The 13,151-nt window shown below is 41.8% G+C and carries 14 protein-coding genes; 11 read left to right on the top strand and 3 right to left on the bottom strand.

Annotated elements, in window-relative coordinates; translation table 11 throughout:
* Positions 1-87: 87 nt before the first annotated feature.
* Positions 88-2,826, bottom strand: a complete 2,739-nt coding sequence (gene acnA / locus H4J59_RS16410; protein WP_182241085.1) for an aconitate hydratase AcnA — start codon at positions 2,824-2,826, stop codon at positions 88-90.
* 177 nt (positions 2,827-3,003) lie between these two features.
* Here acnA and H4J59_RS16405 point away from each other — a divergent pair, with 177 nt between their 5' ends.
* On the top strand, positions 3,004-3,246 hold the full coding sequence (locus H4J59_RS16405) for a hypothetical protein (RefSeq protein WP_259369575.1): 243 nt from the start codon (positions 3,004-3,006) through the stop codon (positions 3,244-3,246).
* Between the two features lie 196 nt (positions 3,247-3,442).
* Here the strand turns inward: H4J59_RS16405 and H4J59_RS16400 are convergent, their stop codons facing one another.
* Together H4J59_RS16400 and cls are read right to left on the bottom strand one after the other, a co-directional pair.
* Positions 3,443-4,195, bottom strand: a complete 753-nt coding sequence (locus H4J59_RS16400) for an endonuclease/exonuclease/phosphatase family protein (RefSeq protein WP_182241084.1) — start codon at positions 4,193-4,195, stop codon at positions 3,443-3,445.
* A 54-nt stretch (positions 4,196-4,249) separates the two neighbouring features.
* Positions 4,250-5,704: a cardiolipin synthase gene (cls, locus tag H4J59_RS16395; protein WP_182241083.1), complete on the bottom strand. Its 1,455-nt coding sequence runs from the start codon at positions 5,702-5,704 to the stop codon at positions 4,250-4,252.
* Positions 5,705-5,804: 100 nt separating this feature from the next.
* Here cls and H4J59_RS16390 point away from each other — a divergent pair, with 100 nt between their 5' ends.
* The 10 genes from H4J59_RS16390 (at position 5,805) to H4J59_RS16345 (ending at position 13,130) form a co-directional block, all read left to right on the top strand.
* Complete coding sequence (locus H4J59_RS16390) at positions 5,805-6,281, top strand: hypothetical protein (RefSeq protein ID WP_182241202.1); 477 nt, start codon at positions 5,805-5,807, stop codon at positions 6,279-6,281.
* A gap of 389 nt (positions 6,282-6,670) precedes the next feature.
* Positions 6,671-6,838: a hypothetical protein gene (locus H4J59_RS16385; protein ID WP_182241082.1), complete on the top strand. Its 168-nt coding sequence runs from the start codon at positions 6,671-6,673 to the stop codon at positions 6,836-6,838.
* Positions 6,828-8,420, top strand: coding sequence for a F0F1 ATP synthase subunit beta (gene atpD / locus H4J59_RS16380; protein WP_259369574.1), 1,593 nt, complete (start codon positions 6,828-6,830; stop codon positions 8,418-8,420). The genes H4J59_RS16385 and atpD overlap by 11 nt, the downstream gene beginning before the upstream one ends.
* Positions 8,395-8,802 carry a F0F1 ATP synthase subunit epsilon gene (locus H4J59_RS16375; RefSeq protein ID WP_182241081.1) on the top strand — a complete coding sequence of 136 codons (408 nt, stop codon included), beginning with the start codon at positions 8,395-8,397 and terminating at the stop codon, positions 8,800-8,802. Before atpD ends, H4J59_RS16375 begins: the two co-directional genes overlap by 26 nt.
* Positions 8,803-8,807: 5 nt before the next feature.
* Positions 8,808-9,218 (top strand): AtpZ/AtpI family protein, encoded by a 411-nt coding sequence (locus H4J59_RS16370; protein WP_182241080.1) that lies wholly within the window; start codon positions 8,808-8,810, stop codon positions 9,216-9,218.
* Positions 9,205-9,573, top strand: coding sequence for an ATP synthase subunit I (locus tag H4J59_RS16365; RefSeq protein WP_220469859.1), 369 nt, complete (start codon positions 9,205-9,207; stop codon positions 9,571-9,573). Before H4J59_RS16370 ends, H4J59_RS16365 begins: the two co-directional genes overlap by 14 nt.
* Positions 9,570-10,256 (top strand): F0F1 ATP synthase subunit A, encoded by a 687-nt coding sequence (locus H4J59_RS16360; protein WP_182241079.1) that lies wholly within the window; start codon positions 9,570-9,572, stop codon positions 10,254-10,256. Before H4J59_RS16365 ends, H4J59_RS16360 begins: the two co-directional genes overlap by 4 nt.
* Before the next feature lie 38 nt (positions 10,257-10,294).
* On the top strand, positions 10,295-10,579 hold the full coding sequence (locus H4J59_RS16355) for a F0F1 ATP synthase subunit C (protein WP_182241078.1): 285 nt from the start codon (positions 10,295-10,297) through the stop codon (positions 10,577-10,579).
* 3 nt (positions 10,580-10,582) lie between these two features.
* Positions 10,583-11,533 (top strand): F0F1 ATP synthase subunit B, encoded by a 951-nt coding sequence (locus H4J59_RS16350; RefSeq protein ID WP_182241077.1) that lies wholly within the window; start codon positions 10,583-10,585, stop codon positions 11,531-11,533.
* Positions 11,517-13,130, top strand: coding sequence for an alternate F1F0 ATPase, F1 subunit alpha (locus H4J59_RS16345; RefSeq protein ID WP_182241188.1), 1,614 nt, complete (start codon positions 11,517-11,519; stop codon positions 13,128-13,130). The genes H4J59_RS16350 and H4J59_RS16345 overlap by 17 nt, the downstream gene beginning before the upstream one ends.
* The last annotated feature ends 21 nt before the right edge of the window (positions 13,131-13,151 follow it).

Genomic DNA, 13,151 nt, shown 5'->3' with positions numbered 1-13,151 from the left:
AGGATTAAACAACGACACCTGCGCCAATCATAATACAGGCCAATAAAATATGGCCTGTATTTTATCTATCGTGAAACAGTCATAAGGCTAGTCAGCAGCGGCTAAATTACGTAGCACAAAATGTAATATGCCCCCATGTTGGTAATAATTAAATTCGTTTGGCGTATCAATGCGAATATTCGCATCAAAAGAGTGTTTACTGCCATCTTGAGCTGTGAGCGACACTTTCACTGTTTTTTGTCCTGCACTCACGGCAGGAATATTGAATTGCTCTTCCCCTGTGAGCTTTAATGACTCGGCACTATCACCAGGCATAAACTGCAATGGTAAAATGCCCATGCCGACTAAGTTAGAGCGATGAATACGTTCATAACTTTGTGCGATAACCGCTTTAACGCCCAATAAAGCTGGCCCTTTAGCGGCCCAGTCACGAGAACTGCCTGTACCATATTCTTTTCCAGCGAGTACAATTGAAGCAACTTTTTGTTGTTGGTATTGCATGGCAGCATCAAAGACACTCATCTTTTCACCAGATGGCATTAGTCGAGTCCAACAGCCTTCGGTGCCTGGCGCTAATAAATTACGTAAACGCACATTGGCAAAAGTACCGCGCATCATCACTTCATGATTGCCACGTCTAGAACCATAAGAATTAAAATCTTTAGGCGATACTCCAGCACTTTGTAAATATGCAGCCGCTGGACTATCTAGCGCAATTGAACCGGCAGGTGATATATGATCTGTGGTGACACTATCGCCCAATTTTAACAAGCATCGGGCATTTTCAATCGGGTTAATATCCGGTATTTTAGCGGTAATATTGTCAAAAAATGGCGGTAGTTTGACGTAAGTAGAATCTGGCCAATCATATTTTTGGCTTTCTACTATATCTAGTGCTTGCCAGTCTTTATTACCGCTATAAACATCAGCATAACGTGAGATAAACATGGAACTATCAATCACTTTTTCTATCACTTGCTTAATTTCTTGACTATCTGGCCAGATGTCATGCAAATAAACCGGCTTACCTGAAGTATCATTACCCAAAGATTCAGTCGTAATATCTATTTTCATATTACCGGCCAGTGCGTAGGCAACCACTAGCGGCGGAGAGGCTAAATAATTGGCCTGTACTTCGGGGTGAATGCGTCCTTCAAAGTTGCGATTGCCCGATAAAACAGAGGTAACAGACAAGTCACCTTGATGAATGGCATCGCTAATTTCTCTGGGTAGGGGACCTGAATTACCAATACAAGTAGTACAGCCATACCCCACTAGCTGAAAGCCAAGGGCATCTAAGTCTTCATTTAAGCCTGATTTTAACAGATAGTCGGTGACCACTTGTGAACCGGGTGCAAAACTGGTTTTCACCCAAGGTTTAACATCTAATCCCTTTTGTCTGGCATTTCTAGCTAACAAACCTGCGGCAATTAATACCGATGGATTCGAGGTGTTAGTACAGCTAGTAATTGCCGCAATTACCACTGATCCATGTTTTAATGCAAAATTTTCATCACCATACTGACAAGGTACGCCTGAATCTGCATCACTGGCAGGTAGCATTACCGACGGTTGTCCGCCTTCGCTTTCAAAACCACTTTCACTTTGATTGGAATCGACTTGTTTGATGCCATTTTGTAACGCCAACCAGTCACGATAAGCAAGGCCAGCTTGGTCTAATGAAATTCTGTCCTGTGGACGTTTTGGACCCGCAATAGAAGGCACAACATCATCTAGTTTTAACGATAATCGGCTGTGATAAACCGCATTCTGTTGAGATTCAGTACCCCACATATCCATCACTTTTAAATAAGTTTTAATGCGGTCAATATGCTCGCTGTCACGGCCAGTTAATTGCAAATAGTCTGTTGTTTGATGATCAATAGGAAAAATACCACAAGTCGCGCCATACTCCGGCGCCATATTGGCAATAGTGGCTCTGTCGGCCAAGGTCAGTTCGTTCACGCCGGCACCAAAAAACTCGACAAACTTACCTACCACACCGGCAGCACGTAGCTGTTCGGTCACGGTCAAGACTAAATCAGTGGCTGTAGTACCTGCAGGCAATTTGCCCGTTAATTCAAAACCGACTATTTTTGGCAATAACATGGTGACGGGTTGTCCTAACATAGCCGCTTCAGCTTCTATGCCGCCAACTCCCCAACCCAATACACCTAAACCATTAATCATGGTGGTATGTGAATCGGTACCAACTAAGGTATCTGGATAAAGTAAATTATCTTCATCTGGTTTTTTGAATACCACTCGGGCTAAATATTCCAGATTAACCTGATGGACAATACCGCGGCCAGGGGGGACGACTTTAAAGTTATCAAAACTTTGCTGGCCCCAGCGCAAAAACTGATAACGTTCACGATTACGTTGAAATTCAATGGCGGTGTTTTGTTGCATCGCATCGGCTTGACCGAAGACGTCTACCATTACTGAATGGTCAATCACCAGTTCTACCGGATTTAACGGATTAATTCTTTCTGCTTTGCCACCCATTTTTACGATAGCATCACGCATAGCGGCCAAATCAACCACAGCCGGTACGCCAGTAAAGTCTTGCAAAATAACACGGGAAGGTACAAAGGCAATTTCGGTATCCTGCCAGTTGTCTACATCCCATTTGGCTAAGGTTTCAATATCCGCTTGCTGGACAAAGTCACTATCGGCATGACGTAATAAATTTTCCAAGAGAATTTTAGCGGCAAAAGGTAAACGTGAAAGATCATACTTATCTGCCAAACCATCAAAACTGTGGTAGTTGCAAACTTCACCGTTAATTTCAAGTTGCTTTAAACATTGTATCGACTTGGTCATTAGTAGTTATCTCCATTTAAAAGCATTATTTCGATTGGTATAACGCATCACATTAGATTAGTAAATATACAGTAACAATACTAGACTAAAAATATAGTGGATAAGTCATAAAACAGGTCTGAATTTAACATATCAGCATGAGTAAAGGCAAAGGTAGGTGGAGGAGTTAGACTCTCAATGTTAACATTAATGGGTGATACCGGAGCCACCTTTGTTGCTTTGCCACAAATTCCGCCAAGAAACAGAACTTGGTATTCAAAAGGCAAATGGGTGCATTTTGCTAAGATTGCCTTTGAGAAATACTTTCTTTATAAAATACGTCACGGCTCTACATCGCCTGTTTACAAAAAATACTTATTAAAAGCTTTGGGTATTGTGCATTTGGTTGAACCGAAAGCCAAAGAATATGATGAACAGTAATACTTACTTACGGTTATTTTTGTGCTGTGATTTTTCATCATTGATTATCTTGGATTGTGACTATTGTGACTATTGTGACTACTTTGAGTAAGGTAACAAATAGGAGAACTATCATGCTAAGTCGTGATACTTGAACAGCCAAACATGGTTTATAATATAACCTCTACAAGAGAGCTTATTTTATTGTTGCTGGATTTTAGCTCAGTAACGACAAGCTAATAGGGTAGTGATCAGAAGAGTGAATATGTGTATGTACGTGCGCATCGACAACGGTTAATCCGCGACAGTAAATATGGTCAAGGTGCTGAAATAAATGCTTTAGTCTTGGCTGACGCTTCATTTTGACTTCATTTAACGAAAATAACCTGGTCAGCTGATTAAAATATTTCAATCTTTTACTATTCCAGGTATTAAAATCGCCGGCCATTAATATCGGCCCGTCATGATGTTCAAGCGTGTTAAATACTTGATCCAAGTGTGTTTTGAATTTTTCGAAAGAAACAAAGTTGATAATATGGGCATTGACCACCAGCAACGACTGCTCAAGGGTATGTAATGGATATACGCTTGCTAATAACATTTTTTTTGTTTTAGAAATGGGTTCGCTGTGCTCAGACACTGAATAATAATGTGCTTTTGCCGCAACAGTCGATCCGGTTTTAACACCGGTTTCTATGTTGGTTTTTATGTTTTTAAAACTACGCGCCATAATCCACTGATGCTGCAACGAGGCTTTAAAATGGCTGTCGAAAGGGGAATTGATAATAGCCTCCTGCAAGAGAATTAAATCTTTTTCGCGCATTAGTGTTATAAAATCGTCTTGCCAGCCTTTTTTTTTGCATTTAAAAACATTCCACATCAACATCTTTATGTTTGGTCCTAATACCTGCTTCGAAGCGCGGCCCATAACTTTCAGCGACTCCACTTTCCTATATCGACCTTTAATCATGAATAAACCCTCTTTAATATAACTTATGACCGTTAGGCTTTGGTTTGGTTCTAGCTACAAATAAGGCGAAAACAAACGAAATAAGTTGTTGCGAATTTTTTTGTAGATTGGCAAATCATTAAATTCGCTTGCAATAACGGGTGTAGCATTCTGCTTTTTCAAGGCAAAAAAGGCGGTCAGTTTTGCATTGAGATTCACATCATAGCATTCTAGGTTGATTTCAAAGTTCAGCTCCAGACTTCTGGCGTCCCAGTTGCTAGAGCCGATAAATGACCAAATTTCATCAATGATCACAATTTTACTGTGGTCAAAAGGCCTTTGGTTTTGGTATATCTTTATACCGTGTTTTATTATTCTTGAGAAATTTGCTGCCATTACCCAGTCTACAAAAATAACGTCGCTGTGCTCAGGCACAATAATTTCGATTGAGACGCCACGCAATGCCGCGGCGTGAAGAGAGGTCATTAATGTTTGGTCAGGGATAAAATAAGGTGTCATTATTTTTACACTCTTATTTGCACAAACTAAGGCATTAATTAATGTCCACCTGACTCGGTTATGGTGTTCATCGGGCCCATCTTGTATGACTCGAGCAACAACAGAATGTCTGTTTTTTTGCTCAGCAGTGTTTGGCTGCCAGTAGGGGAAATGAATTAGCTCGCCAGTGGCAAAAAACCAATCTTCGATGAATACCTGACTAATCTGGTCAATCACTGGACCGGTAACTTTAAAGTGAATATCATCAATGGGGTGTATTGCCGCTTTAATGATATTATTTTTGCTGATGTTTATTCCCCCCATGTAGGCTACTTCGCCATCTATACATAGTGTTTTTCGGTGATTTCTCAAGTTAATAAAGCGAAAGCTGGTAAGGGAGATAGCGGGTAAGAAACGAGCCGTTTTTACCCCCATTTTTTTTAAGTCACGATCTATTTTCAGCCAGCTATAGCCAATACCAATACCGTCCAGTAAAACGTTTACCGTTACACCTCGTTGTTGCGCTCGAGCTAAAGCGTTAACAAATTGGCGACCCAGTGAATCGTAAGTAAATATATAACTCGATAAAACAATATAATACTTAGCATCATCAATAGACTGGATCATGGTTGGATAAGCTGTATCGCCATTAATCAGTGGTTCAACGCTGTTATTAGCAAGGTAATTAACGGGGTGAATAGTATGAGCCGCAATAATGGCTGAATGCCAACTTTTAGGTAATTGGTGAAATTTAATAGTTTTTTCTGTGGAGCAGAAGTCTTGCTTAAGTGTTGGTGGGTGTTTTTTTTGTGCTAAACGCTGGATACGATTTATACCAAACAACCAATAAAATAGGCTGCCGATAACAGGTGAAAGTATGACAAGACCAATCCAAGCCAGTGATGTGCGTTCGTTTTCTTTGAACAGAAGTACATGTATCGATGTTATAAAAGATAAGCTAATATGGAAAATAACTATGATGGTTACCCAGTGGGTGCTGAGCCATTGAACTAATTCTTCAAATATTTGCATAAAGACCAACCCAAATAATACGCTGCTAAATCAGCTGTTTAATTAACCGTGGAAAACCAAAGTGCTTAAAGACTATTATAACCAAGTGGTAAGCTATTTAATGGCAAATTTTGATGCTAATTTTATGCTCTTAACTATGTTTTTAACGACAGCCGCTGCCATTGTTTATTTTATTATAATAAGTTATGTCATTACACAAATGGATCCAGGATACTTTGTCCGAAACAACTTAAGCCATGAAAACCTAGCTGATAAAAATATAGCTCATAAAAATCAACTTGGAAAAAATAGCTCTGCTGATGATACGAGTGAAACTTCGCGCTTAACACTCATAAATCGCAGCGTAAGCTTGATGATCAACTTAGTGAAGATTATGGTTGGGCTATTCTTGTTAATCTGTGGGCTGGTGATGTTAGTTTTACCAGGTCAAGGTCTGCTCACCATGTTGATGGGGCTGAGCTTGATGCCGTTTCCAGGTAAAAACAAGCTTGAACAAACCATTGTTGCACGTAAGTCGGTGAGGTATTCCTTAAATTGGATTCGAATGAAAGCCAATAAAAAGCCTTTTATTTTTTAGTAAACGCCAATAAATTCATTAATGGTTTAACTGTATTTCAACATTAGCCATCAGGATAAATCTTTAACAATGGCGAACTTGCTTGCGTGATAGTGGTCTATCGGCAATTTTAATGATGTTGTTATTTCTAAGGTATTACAAAGATTATTAGCCATTTTATGGCGTCTGCAAAACATTTCAACAGCTTACTTAGTTTGACGAGTATAAAACAATAAACTTGTAAAACAGTTAGTTAACCTACCCAGTTAATTTAGTACAGCTTTTATTGAGCTAACGCAAAGAACTATCGAAAATACTACCCTATAATAATTTCACTAAGTACTTAGTATTAACAGACAGCTGTTGAGCAAGCCGTTATCTGTATGGAAATTTGTTATCAGGAGATCAATATGATTCAACCATATTACAAGCGCGGGGTTCTCGGTTGGGTTTTGCCTTATCAACTGCTCTATGGTTGTTTTAATCACAAGTTTGACTCACTTGAGCATAGCGATAACACACAGCCTTTGGATGTTATCCAGCCTAAGAAAAATGCTGTAGCGCTTTATGAACAGTAAAAATAAAACCTCACAAAGTACTGATATAACCATGTCTGAGCAAAAGTCAGAGAAAAAAAATGACCAAAACGCTGACCAGAGCTATGATCAAAACTCTGACCCAAAAAAGCCAGCCACCGCGACTAAAAATACGGGTCATGTGATAGCTGTACGCGGCAGTGTGGTGGATATAGCATTTGCGAAACAACTTCCCCCCATACGTTCCTTGTTGCATGCGGGCGAAAATAATCAAATTTCAATCGAAGTGTTTTCACAACTTGATACCCGTCGTGTGCGGGGCATTGCCCTAACACCTACCCAAGGTTTAGCTCGTGGCATGTTAGTACAAGACACGGGAGCGCCGTTACAGGCTTTAGTAGGTAAAGGTATTTTGTCTCGTATGTTTGATGTTTTTGGTAACGTGATTGATCGCGAAGCACCACCGAACGACGTGCAGTGGCGTTCAGTTCACAATGTGCCACCAAGCTTAGACAAACGAGCGACTAAAAGCGAAGTGTTTGAGACCGGTATCAAGGTAATTGATGTCTTAATGCCACTTGAGCGCGGTGGTAAAGCTGGCTTGTTTGGTGGTGCGGGTGTTGGCAAAACGGTATTGCTGACAGAAATGATTCACAACATGGTTGGACAACATGCGGGGGTCAGTATTTTTTGCGGTATTGGTGAACGCTGTAGAGAAGGTGAAGAACTTTACCGAGAGATGAAAGCGGCCGGCGTTTTAGACAACATGGTAATGGTGTTCGGCCAGATGAATGAGCCACCAGGAGCGCGTTTTCGGGTGGGTCATGCGGCGTTAACCATGGCGGAGTACTTTCGTGATGATGAACACCGTGATGTTCTGTTACTGATTGATAATATATTTCGCTTTATTCAGGCGGGTATGGAAGTGTCTGGTTTGATGGGACATATGCCGGCACGGCTTGGTTATCAGCCGACTATGGGTACCGAGTTGTCACAACTAGAAGAGCGTATTGCCAATACTGGCAGCGGAGCGATCACCTCAATTCAAGCGGTATATGTTCCCGCAGATGATTTTACTGACCCTGCTGCGGTGCATACCTTTTCGCACTTATCTGCCTCAATTGTGTTATCGCGTAAACGTGCCAGTGAAGGGCTATATCCGGCTATTGATCCGTTACAATCCAATTCAAAAATGGCTACCCCTGGCATTATTGGTCAGCGACACTATGACTTAGCACAAAAAATACGCAGTACTTTGGCGCAATACGCTGATCTTAAAGATATTATTGCCATGCTTGGCATGGAACAGCTGTCACCCGAGGATCATAACGTGGTGGGTCGTGCTCGTCGTCTGGAACGTTTTCTTACTCAGCCTTTTTTTACTACAGAGCAGTTCACTAGTATGTCGGGTAAGTTGGTGAGTTTGAGTGATGCTTTAGATGGTTGCGAACGCATACTCCAAGATGAGTTTAAAGATACACCAGAAAATGCGCTGTATATGATTGGGGCGATTAGTGAGGCGAATGAAAAAGTTAAACAACTAGCACCCGAGGATCAAACTACAGAGAATAAAAACAAGATGGCAAAGGAGGGGGCGGATGCAAGCAGCACAGATGAAGCTTAAGGTTTTATTGCCCTATAAGGTGTTTATTGAGCAAGCCCAGGTCATGCGTATTACTGCGGTGACAAGCGATGGTGCATTTGGCATTTTTCCGCACCGACTTGACTGTGTTATCGCACTATCTGCAGGAATATTAGTATTTGAAACCCAAGGCGCTGATGAAGTCTACATTGCCGTTGACGAAGGTATATTGGTTAAGACAGGTTTTGATGTGCTGATTTCAGTGCGTAATGCTATTGCTGGCATAGCACTGGCTGAGTTGCGTGAGGCCATAGAACAAAAATTTATAAAACTTGACGAACAAGAGCAAAAGTTGCGCTCGGTACTGGTAAAAATTGAAAGTGGTTTTATACGTCGGCTAGTGACCTTTAAGCAGGAAAGGTAATTGTGATGCTTGATAAACCTAAACCGAAAATTAAGGCTAGATTAAATGCAGGTGAAATAGCTGAGGTTAAGTTAGCTAACACTAAAATATCTCAAGCTAAGCACCGTGACACTAAGTTTAGTCAACAGGTTGGTGATATGGCCGCACGAAAACTTAAAGCGCAGCGACATGTTAATCAAACCGTGTGGTCTGGCCTAGGCATGATGGGGCTAGTGGGTTGGTCGGTGGCGATACCAACAGTGCTTAGCGCCGCATTAGGCATTTGGTTAGATAAGCATTATCCAAGCGAAAACTCTTGGACATTAACCTTACTCATTATCGGTTTATGCCTTGGCTGTTTTACTGCTTGGCGCTGGGTCGATAAGGAATATAAAGAAATTCACCGAGACGAGGACGAAAATAATGATGATGAATAACCTAGAGGGATTTCTTGCCTTGCTAGTGGGGGCAATGCTTGGCGTATTCTATTTTGCAGGGCTTTGGTGGACTGTGCGTCAGCTTGGCTCAAGTCAATATGTTGCGCTGTTATTTGTCTTTAGCCTGTTGTTTCGAACCAGTATGGTCATTGTTGGTTTTTATTTAATTCTTGGTGACAACTGGCTACGTTTGGTTGCTGGTTTAGTCGGTTTTATGGTGGTGCGCTTTTTGGCAACGCGATACTCTGACAAAAGCACTGAAAAAAGTATTCACAAAAAACCTCAAAAAAACCTGAGAGAAAATAAGTCGTCAGAGCCAGTACAAAAGCAAACAGCCTATGGCAGTAATTTATGAATCTTAGCCCAGATCAAATCATTTTCTGGCAACTGGGGTTTATAAAACTCAACGCTACTATGGTTTCCACTTGGGCGGTGATGCTGGTTTTGGTACTGAGCTCGATGCTGATTACCCGTAAGCTAACCAGCAATTTACATCGCTCACGCTGGCAAAATATACTCGAAGTCGTGGTGATTAATATCAGTAAACAAATCGAAGACGTTGGCTTAAAGCACCCTCACCATTACTTAGCTTTTCTCGGTTCACTGTTTTTATTTATTGCCATTTCTGCCTTGGGTACTGTCTTTCCAGGTTTTGAACCCGCGACAGGTTCACTCTCTACTACAGCGGCGCTGGCGCTATGTGTGTTTATCGCGGTGCCACTATACGGTATTCAAAAACAAGGCCTAGCTAGCTACCTTGCTTCTTATACTAAGCCAACTTTTATCATGCTACCTTTTAACATTATCAGTGAAATCTCTCGTACGCTCGCTCTGGCCGTACGTCTTTTTGGCAACATGATGAGCGGTGCCATGATCATCGGTATTCTTGTCAGTATTACGCCTTTTTTGTTTCCTATCGTGATGACTGTACTTGGCTTGCTCACGGGTATTGTACAAGCTTATATCTTTTTTATTTTAGCCACTGTTTATATCGCTGCGGCTACTAGCACAATAAAACCTACCGCCAAGGGCTGTTAGACAATGAATAAACAACTAGGCTTAACTTTGGAGAACTTATGGACAGCATGACTATAATTGCGGTGGTATCTATTATCACTGCTGGGCTTACTATTGCTATTGGTGTTATCGGCCCGTCGCTCGCTGAGGGTAAGGCAGTGGCGGTTGCGCTGTCTTCTCTGGCTCAGCAGCCCGACGCATCGGCAACCATCACCCGGACATTATTTGTTGGTTTGGCAATGATCGAATCTACTGCCATCTATTGTTTTGTGGTTTCAATGATTTTGTTGTTCGCCAATCCATTTTGGAATTATGTGCTTGCTGCTCAGGTGGTAGGGCCATAAATTATGCTTATTGATTGGTTTACCGTTATTGCGCAAGTCATCAACTTTCTGATACTCGCGTGGTTACTAAAGCGTTTTTTATATCGACCTATTCTTAATGCGATTGACGCTCGTGAAAAGCGCATTGCTAGCGCGCTTGCTAATGCTGATAAAAAAAGCGTTGAAGCCGAGCAGCAGCGTAATGAGTTTGTGCATAAAAATGCTGTGTTTGATGCCCAGCAGACAACGCGCACCAATCAGCTTAGCGCTGAGGTAAAAACGGAGCGCGCGCGTTTGCTCGACGAGGTTAGGCAAGAATCAGACGACTTACGTGTAAAGCTCCAACTTGCACTTAAAAATGAGCAACTAAGTTTGCAAGATGCTCTTAGCGAGCGTGCTTGTGAAGAGGTGTTTAACATTGTTCGCAAGGTACTTAATGATTTAGCACAAGTAAGTTTAGAAGAACAAATAGTTTTAGTGTTTATTCAACGTTTTCAAACAATCAGCGCTGAAGAAAAAGCAGCCTTTACGTTGGCATTTCAACAATTGATGCCAGCCAATAAAACCCCATTGGTCGTGCGTACAGGCTTTACTTTAACAGAGCAACAGCGTGCGCTGATTGAAAGCACGATTAAACATACTCTTGGCTATAACGATAACGATGCAATAGCATTTGCATTTGTTATCGATTCAACTGTCGTTAGTGGTATTGAAATCAGTATGAACGGCCAAAAAGTAGCCTGGAGTATCAGTGATTACCTTACCTCCTTGGCTAAGGGGGTTGATCAAATATTACAAAGTTTAGTTCATGTTGAAAGCAAAGCGCCAAGTAATAGTGAAGGCAATAACTTAGATAACAGCTTAGATAATAGCCAAATCAAGGATAAAGCAAAGAGTCAAAACGAAACTGCTACTATTACTGATGCAACAGCCACCAATAAAACTGAAAAGGGCCGTGATGAAACCCGAGGCTGATTTTATAAAAGCAAGCTTGTTACAAACAACCTTTGATGATGTTTTTTCAAGCATGGCAAAAGCACGTGGAGCTTTTACGCCACCATTTCAGGCCAAAGAAGTCGGGAATATTATCCGTATCACAACAGGCATTGCTATAGTTTCCGGTTTGCCTAGCGTAGGTTTTGAAGAGTTACTTAGCTTTCCAGGCGGCATCTCTGGTATTGCCTTTAATGTTGATGAAAACGAAATCGGTGTTGTGCTGCTTGGTGATTATTGGCATTTGCAGGTGGGTGATGAAGTTGAGCGCAGAGGTAATGTGGTTGATGTACCTGTGGGCGATGCACTTATTGGGCGTATTATTAATCCGATTGGTGAACCGCTAGACTCTAAGGGGAAATTGCTGACTAGCATACGTCTTCCTGTGGAACGGCCATCTGCGCCTATTATGGATCGTGCACCGGTCAGCGTACCCTTGCAAACGGGTATCAAAGTTATTGATGCCCTTGTGCCTGTTGGGCGCGGTCAGCGGGAATTAATTTTAGGTGACCGCCAGACGGGTAAAACAGCGATTGCCCTTGATACTATTTTAAATCAGAAAGATCAGAACGTACTTTGCGTGTATTGTGCCATTGGCCAGCGCGCTTCAGGTGTGGCTAAAGTTATTGCAACATTACGCGAAAAAGGTGCGTTAGCCTACACTATAGTAGTGGTTACTGAAGGTAATGAACCACCGGGCCTTGCTTATATTGCCCCTTATTCGGCAACAAGTATCGCCGAGTATTTTATGCAAAAGGGCCGTGATGTTTTGATTGTTTATGACGATTTGACTCATCACGCGCGTGCCTATCGCGAACTGTCTTTATTGTTGCGGCGCCCACCTGGTCGAGAGGCATTCCCAGGTGATATTTTTTATATTCACTCGCGCTTACTGGAACGCGCAACGCATTTGCGTACAGAGCTTGGCGGTGGCTCCTTGACTGCATTGCCTATTATTGAAACTGAAGCGCAGGATATTTCCGCTTACATTCCAACTAATCTTATTTCTATAACCGATGGCCAAATTTATCTCTCACCATCACTGTTCGAACTGGGTGTTTTGCCGGCGGTTGATGTAGGGAAATCTGTATCACGTGTTGGCGGTAAGGCACAAAATTCGGCTTACCGTGCTGTAACAGCGAACCTAAAACTGGCTTATGCACAATTTGAAGAGCTTGAAACCTTTGCCCGTTTTGGCGCTAAACTCGACGATAGCACACTAAAAATCATCGAACATGGTCGGCGCATTCGTGCCTGCCTGAAACAGTCGGAATTCAGTCCTGTTTCTATGGTTGAACAAATTTCTGTTCTGCTCGCTTTGACCGCTAAGCTATTTGATGACATTCCACTAACAGATATGGCTGCTGCCGAACATCTGGTCCGCGTTTCAGCGACTGAAATTCCTATTGATATAATAGAGCGACTACAAAGTGTTAAAACATTAAGTAAGGAAGATAGAGCGAGTATTATTGAGCTTGCGCGCGATGCATTGCTCACACTTTTTCCGAGTGATAGGCCCAGTGATTCGCCTAATGATTCAGCTAATGACATACCCAAGGATGAAAAGCTAAAGCAATAAAGTAAAATTGCTTAGCGCAGT

The sequence above is a fragment of the Colwellia sp. MB02u-10 genome (assembly GCF_014077185.1).
GTDB lineage: Bacteria > Pseudomonadota > Gammaproteobacteria > Enterobacterales > Alteromonadaceae > Cognaticolwellia.
This window is presented reverse-complemented; position numbering and strand designations above follow the sequence as displayed.

What these genes read in the sequence shown, in the direction of transcription:
- cls (WP_182241083.1), bottom strand. Translation starts at nt 5,704, where the DNA reads ATGCAAATATTTGAAGAATTAGTTCAATGGCTCAGCACCCACTGGGTA.
- H4J59_RS16345 (WP_182241188.1), top strand. Translation starts at nt 11,517, where the DNA reads ATGAAACCCGAGGCTGATTTTATAAAAGCAAGCTTGTTACAAACAACC.
- H4J59_RS16370 (WP_182241080.1), top strand. Translation starts at nt 8,808, where the DNA reads ATGCTTGATAAACCTAAACCGAAAATTAAGGCTAGATTAAATGCAGGT.
- atpD (WP_259369574.1), top strand. Translation starts at nt 6,828, where the DNA reads ATGAACAGTAAAAATAAAACCTCACAAAGTACTGATATAACCATGTCT.
- acnA (WP_182241085.1), bottom strand. Translation starts at nt 2,826, where the DNA reads ATGACCAAGTCGATACAATGTTTAAAGCAACTTGAAATTAACGGTGAA.
- H4J59_RS16400 (WP_182241084.1), bottom strand. Translation starts at nt 4,195, where the DNA reads ATGATTAAAGGTCGATATAGGAAAGTGGAGTCGCTGAAAGTTATGGGC.
- H4J59_RS16365 (WP_220469859.1), top strand. Translation starts at nt 9,205, where the DNA reads ATGATGATGAATAACCTAGAGGGATTTCTTGCCTTGCTAGTGGGGGCA.
- H4J59_RS16385 (WP_182241082.1), top strand. Translation starts at nt 6,671, where the DNA reads ATGATTCAACCATATTACAAGCGCGGGGTTCTCGGTTGGGTTTTGCCT.
- H4J59_RS16390 (WP_182241202.1), top strand. Translation starts at nt 5,805, where the DNA reads ATGGCAAATTTTGATGCTAATTTTATGCTCTTAACTATGTTTTTAACG.
- H4J59_RS16350 (WP_182241077.1), top strand. Translation starts at nt 10,583, where the DNA reads ATGCTTATTGATTGGTTTACCGTTATTGCGCAAGTCATCAACTTTCTG.
- H4J59_RS16360 (WP_182241079.1), top strand. Translation starts at nt 9,570, where the DNA reads ATGAATCTTAGCCCAGATCAAATCATTTTCTGGCAACTGGGGTTTATA.
- H4J59_RS16355 (WP_182241078.1), top strand. Translation starts at nt 10,295, where the DNA reads ATGGACAGCATGACTATAATTGCGGTGGTATCTATTATCACTGCTGGG.
- H4J59_RS16375 (WP_182241081.1), top strand. Translation starts at nt 8,395, where the DNA reads ATGCAAGCAGCACAGATGAAGCTTAAGGTTTTATTGCCCTATAAGGTG.
- H4J59_RS16405 (WP_259369575.1), top strand. Translation starts at nt 3,004, where the DNA reads ATGTTAACATTAATGGGTGATACCGGAGCCACCTTTGTTGCTTTGCCA.